This window comes from Acinetobacter ihumii (assembly GCF_900625095.1).
Taxonomy (GTDB): Bacteria; Pseudomonadota; Gammaproteobacteria; order Pseudomonadales; family Moraxellaceae; genus Acinetobacter; species Acinetobacter ihumii.
Window position 1 is genome coordinate 928,562 of the sequence record NZ_LR130760.1, and the last position, 19,147, is coordinate 947,708.

At 40.5% G+C, this 19,147-nt stretch carries 14 protein-coding genes; 10 read left to right on the top strand and 4 right to left on the bottom strand.

What is annotated here, in order from left to right; translation table 11 throughout:
* Positions 1-13 precede the first annotated feature (13 nt).
* Positions 14-2,686: a [protein-PII] uridylyltransferase gene (gene glnD, locus E0D95_RS04365; protein WP_130802739.1), complete on the top strand. Its 2,673-nt coding sequence runs from the start codon at positions 14-16 to the stop codon at positions 2,684-2,686.
* A gap of 30 nt (positions 2,687-2,716) precedes the next feature.
* On the top strand, positions 2,717-3,886 hold the full coding sequence (gene dapC / locus E0D95_RS04370; RefSeq protein WP_130802740.1) for a succinyldiaminopimelate transaminase: 1,170 nt from the start codon (positions 2,717-2,719) through the stop codon (positions 3,884-3,886).
* A gap of 64 nt (positions 3,887-3,950) precedes the next feature.
* On the opposite strand, the gene E0D95_RS04375 is transcribed toward dapC, so the two are convergent.
* From E0D95_RS04375 to msrB, 4 genes are all read right to left on the bottom strand, one after another.
* Positions 3,951-4,559, bottom strand: a complete 609-nt coding sequence (locus E0D95_RS04375; protein ID WP_130802741.1) for a LysE family translocator — start codon at positions 4,557-4,559, stop codon at positions 3,951-3,953.
* A gap of 71 nt (positions 4,560-4,630) precedes the next feature.
* Positions 4,631-5,455 carry an AraC family transcriptional regulator gene (locus tag E0D95_RS04380; RefSeq protein ID WP_213073694.1) on the bottom strand — a complete coding sequence of 275 codons (825 nt, stop codon included), beginning with the start codon at positions 5,453-5,455 and terminating at the stop codon, positions 4,631-4,633.
* A gap of 31 nt (positions 5,456-5,486) precedes the next feature.
* A complete protein-coding gene (locus E0D95_RS04385) occupies positions 5,487-5,972 on the bottom strand; it encodes a glutathione peroxidase (protein ID WP_130802743.1) in 486 nt (161 codons plus the stop codon).
* Positions 5,969-6,388: a peptide-methionine (R)-S-oxide reductase MsrB gene (msrB, locus tag E0D95_RS04390; RefSeq protein WP_130802744.1), complete on the bottom strand. Its 420-nt coding sequence runs from the start codon at positions 6,386-6,388 to the stop codon at positions 5,969-5,971. The genes E0D95_RS04385 and msrB overlap by 4 nt, the downstream gene beginning before the upstream one ends.
* A gap of 228 nt (positions 6,389-6,616) precedes the next feature.
* Between msrB and E0D95_RS04395 the strand changes: the two genes are divergently transcribed.
* The 8 genes from E0D95_RS04395 (at position 6,617) to E0D95_RS04430 (ending at position 19,084) form a co-directional block, all read left to right on the top strand.
* Entirely contained in the window at positions 6,617-8,047 is a 1,431-nt protein-coding gene (locus E0D95_RS04395) for a pyridoxal phosphate-dependent aminotransferase (protein ID WP_130802745.1), read from the top strand.
* A 117-nt stretch (positions 8,048-8,164) separates the two neighbouring features.
* Entirely contained in the window at positions 8,165-9,232 is a 1,068-nt protein-coding gene (locus tag E0D95_RS04400; protein ID WP_130802746.1) for a type II asparaginase, read from the top strand.
* Between the two features lie 467 nt (positions 9,233-9,699).
* A complete protein-coding gene (dnaE, locus tag E0D95_RS04405) occupies positions 9,700-13,263 on the top strand; it encodes a DNA polymerase III subunit alpha (RefSeq protein ID WP_130802747.1) in 3,564 nt (1,187 codons plus the stop codon).
* Positions 13,264-13,284: 21 nt separating this feature from the next.
* Positions 13,285-14,145: an RNA methyltransferase gene (locus tag E0D95_RS04410; RefSeq protein ID WP_130802748.1), complete on the top strand. Its 861-nt coding sequence runs from the start codon at positions 13,285-13,287 to the stop codon at positions 14,143-14,145.
* Positions 14,138-14,950, top strand: a complete 813-nt coding sequence (gene cysE / locus E0D95_RS04415; RefSeq protein WP_130802749.1) for a serine O-acetyltransferase — start codon at positions 14,138-14,140, stop codon at positions 14,948-14,950. The genes E0D95_RS04410 and cysE overlap by 8 nt, the downstream gene beginning before the upstream one ends.
* A 111-nt stretch (positions 14,951-15,061) precedes the next feature.
* Positions 15,062-15,991, top strand: coding sequence for an ABUW_2363 family tetratricopeptide repeat lipoprotein (locus tag E0D95_RS04420; protein WP_130802750.1), 930 nt, complete (start codon positions 15,062-15,064; stop codon positions 15,989-15,991).
* Between the two features lie 131 nt (positions 15,992-16,122).
* The gene (locus E0D95_RS04425; RefSeq protein ID WP_130802751.1) at positions 16,123-18,123 is read left to right on the top strand and encodes an alpha/beta hydrolase; all 2,001 of its coding nucleotides are present in this window, start codon (positions 16,123-16,125) and stop codon (positions 18,121-18,123) included.
* A 157-nt stretch (positions 18,124-18,280) separates the two neighbouring features.
* On the top strand, positions 18,281-19,084 hold the full coding sequence (locus E0D95_RS04430; protein WP_130802752.1) for a DUF4198 domain-containing protein: 804 nt from the start codon (positions 18,281-18,283) through the stop codon (positions 19,082-19,084).
* Positions 19,085-19,147: the final 63 nt, after the last annotated feature.

A 19,147-nucleotide genomic window follows, 5' to 3' on the forward strand; every position in this document is an offset into this window, starting at 1 on the left:
TAGGTCTATTTTTATGCTCAATACTTCTCCGCTGCTGAGTTATGTCACTAGTCACCATGACATCAAAGCGATTAATCAATGGCGAAATGACGTTGAACAGCAGCTACAGGAGTTTTATGAAAATGGATCTCCGATACGAGATATCGTTTTAGCGCGTTCTAATTTGATTGATGAAGCTCTGATTTTTTTATGGAATCATGCGGGTTTGAATCAAACTGAACTTGGATTATTTGCTGTCGGTGGTTATGGTCGCCGTGAAATGCTGCCCTATTCAGATGTGGATATTATGATTTTGTCTGAACAGGACATCACACCTGATCAGGAAAAGCAGATCTCTACTTTTGTCTCATCTTTATGGGATGTTGGAAATTTTAAGCCCGGCATTAGCGTTCGTACTATTCGTAATTGCTTTGAAGAAGCCACCAATGATTTGACCGTTGCCACGACATTGATTGAAGCTCGACTTATTCAGGGTAATCCACATCTTGCCAAATGGCCACGCCGCATTGTCTCTCAAACATGGACTGATAAAACATTTTTTGATGCAAAAATGGAAGAGCAGGAAAAACGCCATGCTCAACATAATAATACCGAAAGCAACCTAGAGCCAGACATCAAAAATGCGCCGGGCGGCATTCGGGATATGAATCAAATCGGCTGGATTGCCAAACGCCATTTTCGGGTCAATCGTATTTATGACTTAGTTCATCTGGGTTTTATTTCTGAATTTGAACTGAGCGTACTTGAAGAAGCAGAAAGCTTTTTATGGGAAATTCGCACACATTTGCACCGTCTCACCAAACGTGATGAAAATCGCCTGTTGTTTGATTATCAACGTGATATCGCGGCAAAATTTGGCTACGTACAAGAAGAAGGCAAACCTGCTAACTATGCCATAGAACAGTTTATGAAACGTTACTATCGTACGGCGCAGCAAGTGTCTACCTTAAATGAAATGCTACTGGCATATTTCAATGAATCGGTCATTACGCCGCGTTTACCCAACTATGAGCGTAAAATTGAAGAGATTAACGAAAACTTCAAGCTGGTCGATGGCAAACTTGCTGTTCAGCAGCATAAAATATTTGCGGAACATCCAAGTGCAATTTTAGAATTATTTTATTTACTGGCAAATCGTCCTGAAATTGAGGGCATTCGCGCAAGAACCTTGCGCTTACTCATTATGGCTGCAAAACGGATTGATCAGGAGTTTCGTGACAATCCCATGCATCAAGCCTTATTTATGGCAATTTTGCGCTCACCGTATCGTCTTTATGACACTTTGGTGGATATGAAACGCTACGGCATTTTGGGTAATTACATCCCGGCTTTTGGTCAAATTATGGGGCTGATGCAATATGATCTATTCCATATTTACACCGTCGATGCACATACGCTGTTACTTATTCGCAATTTAAATCGTTTTAAAGAGCCTGAATTTGCCCAGCACTTTCCAGTGGTTAGCTCCGTATTTCAAAGGTTGGCACGTCGCGATATTGTGTATCTTGCTGCGATTTTCCATGATATTGCCAAAGGTCGTGGGGGCGATCATAGTGAACTCGGTGCGGAAGATGCGATTGAATTTTGTCGTAAACATGGCTTTACCGAACGTGAATGCAAACTGGTCGCATGGCTGATTCAAAATCATCTACTGATGTCACTGACTGCCCAGAAAAAAGATATTTCTGATCCTGATGTCGTCAAAGAATTTGCCGAAAAACTCGGTGATATGGAGCATCTGGATTACTTATATAGTCTGACTGTGGCTGATATTAATGCGACCAATCCTAAGTTATGGAATACGTGGCGTGCATCCTTAATGCGTCAACTTTATACCTATTCCCGTGACATTATTCGTTCAGGTTTAGGTCGTCCTGTCGATTATCAAATGCTGATTGAAGACACCAAATTTATTGCCAGTGAAGCATTGGTCAATGAATTTTCATTGGATGCCGTTGAAAAAGTCTGGCAGGAGCTTGGAGATGAATATTTCCTCAAAGAATCTGCTGACGAGATTGCATGGCATACCCGTGCGATCTTACAACATGGTGACAATGCCGAACCTTTAGTGTTATTCCGCGCACATCGTCAGTCAACACAAGCGCAGGATGCCATCCAAATCTTTATTTACACGCAAGATAAACCAAATTTATTTGCAACCACTGTTGCTGTGCTGGATCGCATGAATCTGGATGTTCAAGACGCGCGAATTATTACAGCAACCAAAGCCTTTAGTCTGGATACTTATGTAGTGCTGGATCGTTTTGGTACATTACTGACCGACCCTGAACGCCAATCGACAGTGAAACAAGCTTTGGTAAAAGCCTTGAGCCAGTCAGATAAATATCCGGGGTTAATGCAACGCCGTATTCCACGACAGCTTCGCCATTTTGACGTGGAAAATACGGTTGACATTACCCTAAACCCTGCGCTTCAACAGAATATGGTTGAAATTTCCACTCTGGATCAGCCCGGTTTATTGGCGCGTGTCGGTGGATTATTTATGATGCAGGGTTTAGATATTCATTCAGCTAAAATTGCAACATTGGGTGAACGTGCTGAAGATATTTTCTTTGTCACCAAAAAAGATGGTCAACCCATGAATATAGATGAAGCGAAAATTTTTGCAGCGCAATTAAAATCTGCACTCGATGAAGCGTCCAACCAAGTAGTTAGTCAAAACTAACGTAGTTTTTTACGAATCGGTAATTGTTTAATGAACTCAAGTTTGTCCTTATTACACCCTTATCCTTTTGAAAAGTTAAATGCGCTTTTTAAAGATGTGACACCGGCAGATTTGCCGTTAATTCCACTCTCTATTGGGGAACCCAAGCACCCTGCTCCTGAGTTTGTTAAACAAGCGATTATTGATAACTTTCAGCATTTATCAACATATCCCAATAGTAAGGGCTTACCAGAATTACGCCAAAGTATTGCAAACTGGCTAACGCAACGTTTTCAGCTTAATCATATTAGTGCTGAAGATCATATTTTACCTGTTACGGGTACTCGTGAAGGGATTTTCTCTTTTGTTCAGGCATTGATTAAGCGTGAAGATGCCCCTTATATTGTGATGCCAAATCCTTTTTATCAGATTTATGAAGGTGCAGCCTTACTCGCAGGTGCAAAACCGTATTTTATCAATTGCACCCCTGACAATGATTATTTGGGTGATTTTGATGCTGTTCCTGCCGAAGTTTGGGAGAAAACTGCCTTATTGTTTGTGTGTACACCGGGTAATCCAACGGGTGCGGTATTATCAAAAGAAAAGTTTAAAAAATTAATTCAACTTTCTGATCAATATGATTTTGTGATCGCTTCAGATGAATGTTATTCAGAACTCTGGTTCGATCAAGCGCCTGTAGGCTTACTGGAAGTCTGTGCAGAAATCGGGCGTGATGATTATAAAAACTGTATCGTTTTTCACTCGCTATCCAAACGTTCCAATTTACCCGGAATGCGTTCTGGCTTCGTGGCTGGTGATGCTGAGCTATTAAAACCGTATTTAAAATTCCGTACTTATCATGGTGCTGCAATGCCTGTACAGCATCAACTTGCTTCTATTGCAGCATGGAATGATGAAACGCATGTTGAAGAAAACCGCCAGCAATATCGTGCAAAATTTAACTTATTTCAATCGGAACTCGGCTCTTTACTACCGCTTAAAAAACCTGATGCAGGATTTTATTATTGGTTGCAGGTCAACAATGATGAAGCCTTTGCAAAAATGTTGATGGAAAAAGCACATATTAAAGTGTTACCGGGTCGGTATTTATCCCGCGAAACCGAACTAGGCAATCCCGGTGAAAACCATGTACGCATGGCATTGGTCGCAGATCTCGCACAATGTGAACAAGTGGTGCAGCGATTAAAGAGTATTTTGTAATGCTTTAGTCAACGACCAAGCATTTTCCAGAACGTAAATGCTTGGTCGTTCATAATTGCATCTATTAGAGATATATCAAAAGACTCGCAAAGCCCAAAAAACAGATTCCAGAAAGATAATACAGCCATTGAGAATATTTGCGTAAAGCAGAAATCCAACGTGGATGCGAGAGTAATCTAAGCAAAAACATATTCCAGAATAAAACGACTAACACCATCCAAAGCGAGATAGCAATTTTTTGATAAATATTAAATTTTTCTGAAACCAACAAAGTCAGACTGCTATAAAAAAATATATTTTTAGGATTGAGTAAACTGGATTGAAGTCCCAATAATATGGATTTTAAAGAAGAAATATTAGTATGTTGGCACTGACTTTTAAGATCAAGACGAATATGTGCATAACGAAAACACAAGTAACACAGATATACTAGATAACATGCTCCCACCCATTTTAAACAAGTCAAAATCCAAACATCTATTTTTCCAAGCAAATGCCAGCCAGAAAAAACCATTAATAAAATAAAGGCATTCCCTAGCGCAATTCCCCAGCAGACTTTCTGTGCAGCTGTTTTATTTTGATTAAGTAATGTTGTTAAGATCAAAAAGAAGTCAGGGCCTGGAGAAAGTAAAGCAACAAAATGAGTAAACGCAATCGCAAAAAAAAGTTCCATAAAAACAGTTCAATCAAATAAAAACCGTAGCTTATGGAAATAGTAAATCTGGTTATTGTACAAAATTGCGTTTAGCAACCACTTTGATACTGTTTCGGTGTAACACCTGTCAGGCTTTTAAATACCCGATGGAAATGACTTTGATCACTAAAACCCAGATCATAAGCAATGCCAGCCACTGTTTTGCCTTGTTTAAGCCTTTCTCGCGCCTGATTAATCCGCAAATTAAGTTGAAATGCATGAGGAGTCAGACCAAAATTTCGTTTAAACAGACGTATGACTGCATAACGGCTAATTCCACTTTGGCGAGACAATTGCTCAAGTGAGAGAAAATGCTCATGTCGAGAAAGAATATCAACTAAATTTTTTAAATGCTGTTCAAGATAATTTTTTTCATCTAGTCGTTTCAATTGTAATGATGGAAATATGATCTGACTCAGCGTTTCAACCAAAGTCTGTTCTTTTTCCAATATGGTTCGCTCCGAATCAAACAAACTATCATTTAAGAAACAAAATTGCTGATAAATTTCAGGATTTTTTATAATTTCTGGTTTTAATTTAGGCCTCTGTTGGCACACAATGTCTGTCAAGGATTCTTCAAGTAACTGATTGAGCCAATCCAGATCAAGGTGCATCATCTGATAACTCCATGTCTGATGAGGTAACGGGTTACAAGAATGTTCAATATTGGCAGGAATACTGACGATTGAACCTGATTCAATATTCACTGTTGTATGTAAATAACTACTAAAGCAACTTTGCCCCTGATCCACAGCACCAATAGAAAACGTTGTATGACTATGTGATTTATAGCAAATACGACTTTGACATGCCTTACGTGTTTCCACATAAGGCATTCGAGGATCACTCCAAAATACTACATCGACATCAGACATAAATAACTTACAGGCTCTTTAAAAGCGCAGCTTATTGTGCCAATGCTTGTTCAATATCTGCTTCAATACTTTCTGGTTTCGTGGTCGGTGCGTAACGATTAAGCACCTTTCCATCTTTACTGACCAAGAATTTAGTAAAATTCCATTTAATGCTTTCACTCCCCAAAATTCCTTTTGCTTCACGAGTTAAGTAGCGAAAAATCGCGTGTGATTCTGGCCCTTTAACGTCCACTTTGGCAAACATTGGAAAACTTACGCCATAGTTGCGCTGACAAAAAGCACCGATTTCATCATTTGAACCCGGATCTTGTCCACCAAATTGATTGCAGGGAAAACCCAGCACCTCAAAGCCTTGATCCTTATATTTTTCATATACTTTTTCTAAACCTGCAAATTGCGGAGTAAATCCACATTTACTGGCAGTATTTACAATCAGAAGTACCTTGCCTTCAAAATCAGCAAGAGACTTCGTATCTCCCTCTAATAATTCAGCTTCAAATTGATAAAGGCTGGTCATGGATAAGTTTCCTCATCATTCTTTTCGTTAGTTTTTAATTGTAATGAAGCCGAATTTACGCAATAGCGAAGTCCTGTCGGCTGCGGTCCATCTTCAAACACATGCCCTAAATGAGCATCACAATTATGGCAAACAATTTCAGTTCGCGTCATACCGTGTGTCGAGTCTTCATTTTCATCTATAACTGCGGCACTTACCGGTCGGTAAAAGCTTGGCCAGCCACTACCACTGTCATATTTAGTTTCTGATGAAAATAATTCTGTACCACAACAACGGCACACATAGGTTCCCTGTTGTTTGCTGTTCCAGTATTGTCCTGTAAATGCTGGCTCAGTGCCTTTTTGCCGTGTAATGCGGTACTCTTCAGGTGATAACTCTCTTTGCCACTCTCGTTCTGTTTTATTGAGCTTTCCCATGATCTTTTCCCTGCTTATATTGCTGTTTCAACTAGGATAATTCTATATTTACGTGATTCATTCTAAAATTTCTAGTCTTTACTCAACATTTTACAAAACACTCATAATTGGAGATGAAAGCAAAAAGATAGCAATAATAAAAACAAAGAAAGCAATTTTCTTATTGCAATGCTTTTTCGTAAGCAAAAAAAATGATACTCTTGTCCTATTCTTGCTCAGGATTAAAAAATGTCGCAGAAAAAAAGCGTTGTTTTTAAAAATCTACTGCCTGTGATCAAACAATATCAACAGGCAGGCTTTACGCATGAAAAAATTGTTGCATTGCTCAGAGACCAACACGGTCTTGATTTGGTAACAACGGAAACATTTAAAAGCTATTTATATCGTTATGCAAAAGTGAACGCCACTCCTTCTGAGAGCCCTAAAATGAACAGTACACTTCAAACTCCACGACAAATTAAAAAATCGTCTAAGCTCGAGCATGTTTGCTACGACATTCGTGGACCTGTGTTACGAGCGGCCAACGAGATGGAGGAGCAAGGTCATAAAATTATTAAACTCAATATTGGTAATCCGGCCCCATTTGGCTTTGAAGCCCCTCAGGAAATTATCAATGACGTGGCATTAAACTTGCCGAATGCTATTGGTTATACTGACTCTAAAGGCATCTTTCCTGCTCGCAAAGCGATTTGTCAGTACTATCAACAAAAAGGAATTCGCGATATGCATGTCAATGACGTGTATATCGGAAACGGCGTGTCTGAACTGATTGTCATGGCAATGCAAGGCTTGCTGGACGATGGTGACGAAATGCTAGTGCCAATGCCTGACTATCCACTTTGGACAGCAGCCGTGAATTTGTCGGGCGGTACGGCGATTCATTATAAATGTGATGAAGAAAATAGCTGGTATCCGGACATTGCGGATATGGAAAGTAAAATTACGCCAAATACTCGTGGCATTGTGGTGATTAATCCGAATAATCCAACAGGTTCGGTTTATCCACGCCATGTGTTAGAGCAAATAGTGGCTTTGGCGAAAAAGCATGATTTGATTTTATTTGCTGATGAAATCTACGACAAAATCATTTATGACGGTATTGAACATGTGGCTTTAGCCGCTTTGGCAGGTGATCAACTCTGTATTTCCTTTAATGGGTTGTCTAAATCCTATCGTATTGCAGGCTATCGTTCAGGCTGGATGGCAATTACAGGTGATAAGTCCCGTGCCAAAGATTATATCGAAGGTTTGGACATGCTCGCCTCCATGCGTCTTTGTGCTAACCATCAGGCACAGTATGCCATTCAAACAGCCTTGGGCGGTTATCAATCGATTAATGACTTAATCCGTCCAAATGGTCGCTTATATGAGCAACGTAATATTGCATGGCAAATGCTCAATGAGATTCCGGGAGTGAGCTGTGTCAAACCTGAAGGTGCGATGTATTGCTTCCCTAAACTCGATCCAAATATTTATCATGTTGAAGATGATGAACAACTGATGCTGGACTTTTTACGTGCAGAGAAAGTTCTTTTGGTGCAAGGTACAGGCTTTAACTGGCCAACGCATGATCATTTCCGTTTAGTCTTTTTACCGGCAGAAAATGAATTACGTGAAGCCATTAGCCGTTTAGGTCGTTTCTTGGCCACAAAGCGTTAATAATGACTACATAATAATTTGCCAATGACTTGGTTGGTTAAAAAACATTAAATTAAAGCAATGTCTGGCACAGACATTGCTTTTTAAATGGAATTTTAACAACTAGGAAAACGGTTAATGATAAGTAAAACTTTTAAATCATGTGGTTTGGCACTGACTTTACTTGCTGCATCAGTTTCTTTATATGCAAAAAATAATGTGGTGGTGGTTGCAACGGGTGGAACCATTGCCGGTGCAGGTGCAAGTTCAACCAATAGCGCAACGTATACAGCCGCTAAAGTTCCAGTCGATGCGTTAATCAATGCGGTCCCTCAAGTTCAAGATTTAGCCAATGTGAGTGGCGTTCAGGCCTTACAAATTGCCTCTGAAAGTATTACTGACAAAGAGTTACTTTCACTTGCACGTCAGGTCAACGACTTAGTCAAAAAACCCTCGGTGAATGGGATCGTGATTACTCACGGAACAGACACCCTAGAAGAAACCGCTTTTTTCCTGAATTTGGTCATTCATACTGATAAACCGATTGTTTTGGTCGGTTCAATGCGCCCATCTACTGCCCTTTCAGCCGATGGCCCACTTAACCTTTATAGTGCCGTCGCACTCGCTGCTTCAGATGAAGCAAAAAATAAAGGCGTCATGGTGCTGATGAATGACTCTATTTTTGCCGCACGGGATGTGACTAAAACCATTAACATTCATACCAATGCCTTTGCAAGTCAATGGGGAGCTTTAGGAACCTTAGTAGAGGGCAAACCGTACTGGTTCAGAAATTCGGTTAAACGCTTTAACAATGCTTCTGAATTTAATATTGAAAATATCAAGGGCGATCAGTTGCCATTGGTTCAAATTGTCTATGGTTCAGATTCAATGCTGCCAGATGCCTATTCAGCATATGCCAAAGCAGGCGCTAAAGCCATCATTCATGCAGGTACAGGCAACGGTTCGGTCGCTAATTATATTGTTCCAACTTTAAAACAATTACATGATGAACAAGGCATCCAGATTATTCGCTCGTCTCGAGTGCCTCAAGGCTTTGTATTGCGCAATGCAGAACAGCCTGATGATAAATATGGCTGGGTCGTAGCACATGATTTAAACCCACAAAAAGCGCGTCTTTTAGCTGCGCTTGCATTGACCAAGACTAATGATGCCAAAGAAATTCAACGCATGTTCTGGCAGTATTAATCCAATAAATTGATGCCGTTTTTTAACACAAACAGGTTAAGCGAGACTATCTTTTCGCAACTGTTCGAACTCAAACAGCATCTAAAAATGATATGCGTGCAATGTATTAGATAACCACAAATATATTGCACGTTTTATAATGTGATGACGCAAGAGCAAAATTCTTGCGTCATCCTCACTTGGCTAGCCCACCTCTTGCTAAGCTTTACTTCCCAAGTCGAATCCAAGCATATTGCAGTTATCTCAATCCACAAGATGATGACGTTTTAAATTAAGACGCTCTAAAACATTTTATTTTCAAATAGGGCTTTTATATTTATTCTTTTCATGATGTTTCTTTGTGAAATATATTTTCAGCCCAAACAGATTATGGTGTTATTGGAAAAATAATAGACAACGGCTCAACTCAGAGCGTGTTAAACTACTCAGACTTTATAATCATCGACGAACTTGGTCAGGATCGTTTTATGCAGTTTGTTCATCTTGGTATTCATACAGAGTTTTCGATTACCGAATCGATTGTTCGGATACCTGATCTTATCAAAGCTGCGGTGAATGAAAGCATGCCTGCGCTGGCATTGACTGATCTTTCCAATTTACATGCTGCCGTCAAATTTTATGGAAGTTGCCTCTCGAAAGGGATAAAACCCATTTTAGGTAGTGAAATTCGTCTCAATGATGCCGAGCATCGAGTGACTTTACTTGCTATGACCAATGATGGCTGGCGTAGCCTGACTGAAATCGTGTCACGTGGGTTTATTGAAGGTCAGCAACTGAGTATTCCTTGTGTACAAAAACAATGGGTTTTAGACCAACATCAAGACATGATCGTTTTACTCGGGCAACATAGTGATGTCGGCAAAATGCTGTGTTCGTCCAACCCACAAAAAGCAGAACCTTTACTACAAGCTTGGCAAGAAAAATTTGGCAATCGCGTTTATCTTGCATTAACTCGCACAGACCGTGTTGGTGAAGAAGATTATATTCAGGAAGCGGTCAAGCTTGCAGCCAAATATCATGTCGGTGTGGTCGCACATAATGATGTGCATTTTGTTGAGCGTGATGATTTTGAAGCACATGAAGCACGTGTCTGCATCGCAGATGGCTATGTTTTGGCGGATGATCGTCGTCCACGCACCTATAGTCCAGAACAATATTTTAAAACTGCCGAAGAAATGTCTGAATTATTTTCAGACATTCCAAGTGCTTTAGAAAATACCTATTACATTGCCCAGCGTTGTAATGTCAGCTTGCAACTGGGCACCTACTTCCTGCCTGATTATCCGATTCCTGAAGGTTTTACCATTGATAGCTACTTTGAGCATTTGTCCAAAGTCGGTTTAGAGGAACGTCTGGAATTACTTTATCCTGTTGCAGAGCGTGACGAAGACTGGTCAGAGATTCGTAAACCTTATGATGAACGTATCAAATATGAAGTTGATATTATTCTCAAAATGGGTTTTCCGGGTTACTTCCTGATCGTCATGGACTTTATTCAATGGGCCAAAAATAACGGTGTCCCTGTGGGACCGGGACGTGGTTCAGGTGCAGGTTCATTGGTGGCGTATAGTTTAAAAATTACCGATCTTGATCCCCTACGTTACGATTTGCTCTTTGAACGTTTCTTAAATCCAGAACGTGTTTCAATGCCCGACTTTGATGTCGATTTTTGTATTGCAGGTCGTGACCGCGTCATTGACTATGTGTCACGTACCTATGGTCGTGAAGCGGTATCGCAGATTGCAACCTTCGGTACCATGGCGGCCAAAGGTGCCATTCGAGATGTAGCACGGGTTTTAGGGAAATCCTATGGTTTGGCCGATCGTATTTCAAAAATGGTACCGACCAAACCGCTTGGCGTAGATTTAGCCACCGCCATTGAAATGGAACCGCAACTTAAAGATATCGTCACCAATCCGTCCAATCCAGATAATGATGATGCCAGTGAAATCTGGGAAATGGCACTTAAACTCGAAGGGATTACCCGTAATACAGGTAAACATGCGGGTGGCGTGGTCATTGCACCGGGTAAAATTACCGATTATTCAGCCGTGATGTGTGAGGCGGACGGAACAAACCGTGTTGCGCAATTCGATAAAGACGATGTAGAAGCTGCGGGGCTGGTAAAATTTGACTTTTTGGGTTTACGTAACCTGACCGTGATTGAGGATGCGATTCAAAATATTAATAAACGCGCTGATGTTAAGGAACCTTTAGTCATTGAACGCGTACCACTCGATGATGCTGATGCATACAGAGTCTTCGCGGATGCCAATACTACAGCGGTATTCCAGTTTGAATCCGTCGGTATGAAACGCATGCTTAAAGAAGCGCGTCCAAGTAAGTTTGAAGAAATTATTGCTTTCGTATCATTATACCGTCCAGGTCCAATGGATCTGATTCCTGACTTTATCCATCGTATGCACGGTGGCGAGTTTGAATACTTACATCCTCTACTTGAAAGTGTGCTTGAACCGACTTACGGTATTATGGTTTATCAGGAACAGGTGATGCAGGCGGCACAGTTCTGTGCAGGCTATACACTTGGCGGTGCGGACTTGTTGCGCCGTGCGATGGGGAAAAAGAAACCTGAAGAAATGGTGAAACAACGCCAGATCTTCATTACGGGTGCTGCTGAAAAAGAGATTGATGAAGCCACAGCCAATCATATCTTTGACTATATGGAAAAGTTTGCAGGCTATGGTTTTAACAAATCGCATGCTGCTGCCTATGCCCTTGTCGCCTATCATACTGCATGGTTGAAAGCACACTATCCTGCGGAGTTTATGGCAGCGGTCATGTCATCGGAAATGCAAAACACAGATAACGTCGTGTTTTTAATTGATGACTGCCGTAGTAATGGATTGGAAGTTTTACCGCCTTCAGTCAATATGTCGATTTATCGCTTTCACGCCAGTGATGAAAAAACTGTGGTTTATGGCTTGGGTGCCATTAAAGGTGTGGGTGAACAAGCCATGCAATCAGTGATTGATTCACGCGAAAAAGATGGCCCTTATACTGACCTTTTTGATTTTTGTCATCGTATCGACCTGAAAAAAATCAATAAACGAACCCTTGAAGCGTTAATTCGTGCGGGCGCATTAGATTGTTTGGGTATTGAACGCTCAAGTTTAATGGCACAATTGCCTGAAGCAGTACAAGCCGCTGAACAGGCACGGCAAAATCGCGAAACAGGAATTATGGATTTGTTTGGTGAGGTTGAAGAAGTTCAGCGTAAACCAGCAAAACCAGTCAAACCTTGGTCAGACGAAGTTCGTCTTAAAGGTGAAAAAGACACACTTGGCTTATATTTGACTGGTCATCCGATTGATGTTTATCGTCCAGAACTCAAAGCATTTATCCCAGCCAAAATTAATGAGCTAACGCCAACTCGCCGTGGTCAAACCACGGTTATTGCAGGTTTGGTGGTCGATGTTGCCAACTTCCCAAATCGGATCATGATTACGCTAGATGATGGTACTGCCCGAATTGAAGTCAGCTGTAATCATGAACGCTTTCAACGCTTTAAAGATATTATTCAAGTTGAACAAGTCGTCGTCATTGAAGCCGAAATTTATGAACGTGAAGGCTTTGACCGCCCAATGGCACGTTTAAGTAAAGCCTTTAGCCTCAATGAAATTCGGCAAAAACGTGCCAATCATATTCGGATTCAACCGACTAAGGACTTAATGAGTGCGTCATTGGCTCATGATTTACAACAAATCATTTTGCCGTTTTGTAATATTGATCTGTGTCAGCATATTCCTGTACAAATTGCGATTGAACAAGACTACGCCACAGCTGAACTCTATCTTGGACAAAACTGGAAAGTCGCACCGCTTGATGAACTACTGGTCAAATTGCGTGATTATTTTGGAAAAGAATCGATTTATATCGAATATCAAGTCAAGTCCAAAGCCGCAAAAGCAGCCGAGCCAATACGCAATGCGCCTCTTGCGCCACCACCAACGGACCTGTCTATGGATGAAGCCATGGACATGTATCAGGCAGAAGTCTCGCAATATTCTTAAAATTTTAGATCTGGATCATTTATGAATACATCTGACAATGCGTCAGTTTCACAGTCTTTGTCGCATGTAAAAATCGTCATGGTGAATACCACATTGCCTGCGAATATTGGTAGTGCGCTTAGAGCCATGAAAACCATGGGACTGAGCAAACTGGTTCTAGTTAAACCTAAAACTTATCCGCATCCAGATATCGACGCCCTAGCAGCGGGCGCGCAAGATTTAATTGAACAGATTGAAATTGTAGACACCTTGGAACAAGCCATTCAGGATTGTCATCTTGTGTTTGGTACCAGTGCGCGCAGTCGTACTATTCCGTGGCCATTGCTTGATGTCCGCCCTGCTGCTGAACTTTCCATGCAAGCTGTAGTACAAAAGCAACAGCAAGTTGCGATTGTATTTGGTCGTGAAGACCGTGGCTTAACCAATGAAGAATTAGCATTAGCAAATTATCATCTGACCATTCCAGTGAACACGGAGTACGGTGTATTGAATGTAGCGCAAGCCATTCAAGTCGTGTGTTATGAAATGCGCATGGCAACTTTACAGCAGCTTCAACAAGAGACTGAATCACAAGAAAATGCCAATGTTGGGCAAATGCCTGTCACCGCTGACACGGCAATGGAATGGGATGAACCTTTAGTCAATCATCAACAAATGCAGGAATTCTATCCACATTTAGAAAAAATGCTGGTCGATATCGAGTTTCTTGATCCAGAAAATCCGCGTTTGTTACCTTTACGCTTGCGTCGTTTATTCGGACGTATACAATTAGATCGTATGGAATATCATTTACTTCGTGGCATATTTAGCCGTGTCCAAGCCTTAAGTCAGGGCACATGGAAAAAAACATCAATGGATAAAGAGGATCAATCCAATGCTTAAACAGCTCAAAGAAGATATTCAGGCTGTATTTGCGCGTGATCCAGCAGCTCGCAATACTTTAGAAGTCATTACCAACTATCCGGGTATTCATGCACTGTTCATGCATCGCGTCGCGCATAAACTCTGGGAAAAAGACTGTAAAAGTACTGCACGCTTATTATCAACTTTTAGCCGTTTTGCAACAGGCATTGAAATTCATCCCGGCGCTAAAATTGGCAAACGTTTCTTTATCGATCATGGTATGGGTGTGGTTATTGGGGAAACGGCTGAGATTGGGGATGATGTAACCTTATATCATGGCGTCACTTTAGGCGGTACTACATGGAATAAAGGTAAACGCCATCCCACTTTGGAAGATGGTGTGATTGTCGGTGCTGGCGCAAAAATTTTGGGACCTTTTACCGTCGGTAAAAATGCCAAAGTGGGCTCAAATGCCGTCGTGACCAAAGAGGTTCCTGCGGGTGTTACCGCAGTAGGCAATCCTGCTCGCTTTATCTATAAAGATAAGATCACTGAAAATGAAGAAGAACAACGTCGTCGCAATTATGCAGAAAGTATTGGTTTTCAGCCCTATGCAACGACCACTGACCAGACTGATCCGATTTTAGAAGGCATGCGCGTATTGCTGGACCGTATTCAACACAATGAAGCGCGGATGAATACCTTGTGTCAGCGATTATCACTACTTGATCCGACCTTTAATCAACAAAAACAGGATGAACAACCTTTTAGTGATGAAGAATTGAAAATCATTGAAGAAGTGCGTCGTGAATGTGAAGCACAAAGTCAATCGTCTAAAGCATAAACAATTGGTTTAATACTGTAACACGTCTCTCATTGCATGTTTGTCTGGCTTTTTTTAGACTGGCTCGACAAACAGCTTTTTAACTTTAAACAACAAAGAATGGACGTTTCTATGATGCTTAAGCCTTTGGCATATACCCTACTTGCAGCTTCAGTATTAACCGCCTGTAGTCCCGTTGCTGTCAAAAAAAATAATGCACCTGAACCTTTTGTTTTTACAGAACCTGAGGTTTCACCTCCTTTTTATGCGCTCAATCCATTTAATTACGATGCACCACCTCCATTTGAAATTGCACTCAAAGAAGCTGCTGCACAACCTGTGACTAAAATGGTCATTACGCATCCAGATGATCCGTCTAAAAGCATTACACTTGATGTCAACAAACTGATTATTCCAACTGCTAACAACAATACCCGAGCCATGAAATACGCTGCTTTAGCTGGTGAAAATGAGCTTGATGTGACAGATATAGATGATTTCTTACAACTGGTTGAAGGTAAAGCCCGTCATTACCCACCCCGCTTTACTGACCGTCAGGAACGTAAAGGCTATGAAAGCAAGTTAAAGGAAGTCTCGTCTCAACTTGATACACTGGCGACTAATCCAAATGCATCATTTGACGTTTTAATTCGTGCTTTCAAAGCCAGCGTATTAGGTCGTAATCTGGATTTGGGCTCAGCTTATACCACTAAATCCCTCACTTACGCGCAACGTTTACTTAAAATGAATCCTGAAGATGCTGAAGCAAATTTCTGGTTTGGTTTTGGTCTGTCTGAAGGTGGCGGTCAAAGTGAAGCGATTCCATATTTAAATAAAGCCATGCAAGGTGGTGTTCAAGAGGCGTATCTGGCTTCTGTTAATAACTACATTGCAATGGAACAAAAGAAAAACGCAATTCAGACCCTCAAAAACTACAAAATCAAATATCCTGATGAGGCAGAAGTGGCAGATCGCTTGCTCACTGAAATTGAAAAACAGGGTCGCTGGAATGTCTGGCAGGTTCTTAATAATCCTGCGATTGCAGCTAAACCTGCATCGTAAATATCCCCATTTAAAATCAGGCTGTTTTTACAGCCTTTTTTTTTCAATAATTATTTTTTACTGAATTGAAAATTCATTCAGATCACGTATGATCAGACCATGATCAAATCAATTTTTATCGATTGAACTCTATGAAACTTAGAAAAAAAAATACATCCCTCTTTCTGATCTCTGCCCTATCTCTTAGCATGTTCAGTGGATGTCAGGTGGTCAGCGTTAAGCAACAGGCATTAAATGTCAGTATCGCCAATGAACGTAATAGCATCCTGATGCAGGACAAATTAAGTGAAGCGAGCCTGAATGTTCTGTCAATGTCTGGACGTGAAGCGAAAGTATGTATGGATAACCCAACTGCTTGCGTCGATGAGCTCAAGATGATTCCAGAAATTGTCGATGAACAATTTTTATCGACAGCCAGTGAGCTATATTTAGCCAAATCCATGCAACTGGATAAATCAGCCGCCTGTACCACCAGTACTGTGACCAAATACCGTTCAGAAGAACATCAGCAACAAGTCCATAAAGCTTTTAATGATTGCCAGACACAGCAGTTAGAAATGCTGGATAAAAGTATTCGTTATAGTTACGCCTACTTATTTAAAACTAAACGCAAACCTGTAGATCGTATTTTTGATAACCGTCAGGTTCAAATTCGGGATTTTTACAATCAGGCGATTGCAAAATTGGTCACCATAAGTGCCAAGCGCTCGACCACTAAAAAAGCTACAGATAGCTTTAAAGTCGGTAATAGCACCTATAATATTGATCTGGATCATTACACTTTACTGAAAAATAAAGAGCTGGATCGATTTATTTCGACCTATAACCTCAATTTTTCTGGACTTCGCACCATTAACCGTCGTGATGGTTTTGGCTCTGAATTTGTAGTAGTTTTTCCTGATTCAGATGCAAAAACAACCAACAAATATGTTATTAATCCGCTGGATGACGCTTATCAAAAGAAAGCAAACCCCAACATTCATAAAGCACGCTATTTATCTGCCACCATGATTGCTCGACCAGTCAAAGCCAATAGTGTCGATGAAATTATTAACTCACCTAATTTTGTTGTGCAAGTCTATGATCCTTATGGCACGGAAAACGTAGATGTTGCTGGAAAAAATTATCCACTTGCTGCAAATTTTTCCGCTCCATATGGTTTATGGCTGGCAGAAAATAATTTAGGCGCAGCTGCATATTTAAGTTTGATCGACCGTGAAGAACGTTTGACCATGCCGCATTTATATATGCTTGAACCTTATAATCCAAATAAAAAAGTCATTGTTCTGGTACATGGTTTGGCCAGTAGCCCTGAAGCATGGATTGCCCTGACCAATGATATTATGGGGGATACCATCTTGCGGGAACACTATCAGGTCTGGCAAGTGTTTTATTCAACCAATATGCCAATTCTGGAAAGTCGATTTCAAATTTATGCCTTATTAAAACAGGCATTTGCCAGTATTGGTCCAAATGATCCCGCTGCAAAAGATGCTGTATTAATTGGACACAGTATGGGCGGCATTATTAGCAGATTATTGGTCAGCAAGGCCGATGTCAGTCAAAAAGCCTTGTCCATTATGAGCCCTTATCAGCAAGCAAAACTTAAACGTCAGCCAATTGTATATGAACGTTTAAGAATGCAGCCGATTGCTAATTTTGATCGTGCGGTTTTTATGTCATCTCCACATAAAGGTACTGATTTTGCTGACCTTTGGTTTACCCGAGCAGCAAGGAAAATTATTAAATTACCGGGTGCATTCTTGGGTGCAGTGACAGATACCATTACCAGTCAGGATGTTGATGCTAAAGATTTACTCAGTCGAATTGATAAAGGATTAATTCAAAATGGTCCAAGTGATTTAAGTCATCAATCCAAATTTATGGCATTGACAGAAAATATTAATCCTCCTCAGGACTTAGTTTTCCACTCAATTATTGGCAATAAAACCAATAGTCAGGATCCAAACGTAATGACCGATGGCATTGTTCCGTACAAAAGTGCTCATCTTGATGGTGCAACTTCGGAAATTATCATCAAAGGTGGCCATTCAATTCAGGAAACCCCTGAAGCTGTGCTCGAACTCAGACGAATTCTTAGACAGCATCTGGTTGACCACCAAATCAAATAATTTTTTCATTGCGAATATATCTAGGCTCTGCTCAATAGCAGAGCCTTTTCATGATAAAAATTAAAAAATTCAATCATTAAGGTTTTTAATGATAATGATTATTAGTTATAATATGCTGCTTTTAGATATCCTACCCAAATTAATATAAGGTTTTAAAATGAAACAATTTAAATTACTTGCCTGTCTGCTATTGACCACATCTACTTTTGCTCATGAACCCTATTTAGCCCCATTGAGTTATCATACTGAAAATACCCAAGTTGCTTTAATTGCAGGTTATGCAGAAGAAGCGCTTAATAGTGAGCATCCGCTCAAAGATGCAAAAATCACAGTGATTAATCCACAGCAACAAAGTTCACAAATTAATGTTTCCACGCAATTAAAATCGGCAAGTGTTGCTGATCTTGGACTACCCATTTCTGGAACATATTTATTGGAAACCAAAGCCAGTTTCCCATTGAATTATGTGAAAGATCAAAAACAATGGAAACTCTTATTTGAAGTCCCTGCCGATAAAGCAGGTGCCAAATCACAGCGCGACTATCTCATTCCAGATGACTTTAAAAATAAAAAATACAATGTAGAAAAAGTGACCCGTGAGTGGACTTTACAAAGCTACGTCACTAAAAATAAAGCCACTCCTGTTTCTACAGCAGGTACAGCGGCTATTCAAGTGGTATTTGATCAGAATCCGACTCAGCTTAAAGCCAACCAAGCGGTTAAGCTTAAGTTGACTCAAGCTCAACAAGCGCTCACCAATGCTGAAATTCATTTACGTGCGAAAGGTGCAACAGATAAACAGTCGATTCAATTTAAATCTGATCAACAGGGTGCAGCAACGATACGCTTTCCTCACTCAGGTGAGTATTTAATTGAAGTGACCAAGAGCCTTGATCCAGCAGAAAAACCACAAAATCAGTATTACACCATTATCACAGTATCTGTTCAGCCAGAACAATAAATAGATGACTTGATGCCTATAAAAAATGCCCTTTTAAACGGATTCAAAAGGGCGTTTTTTTAA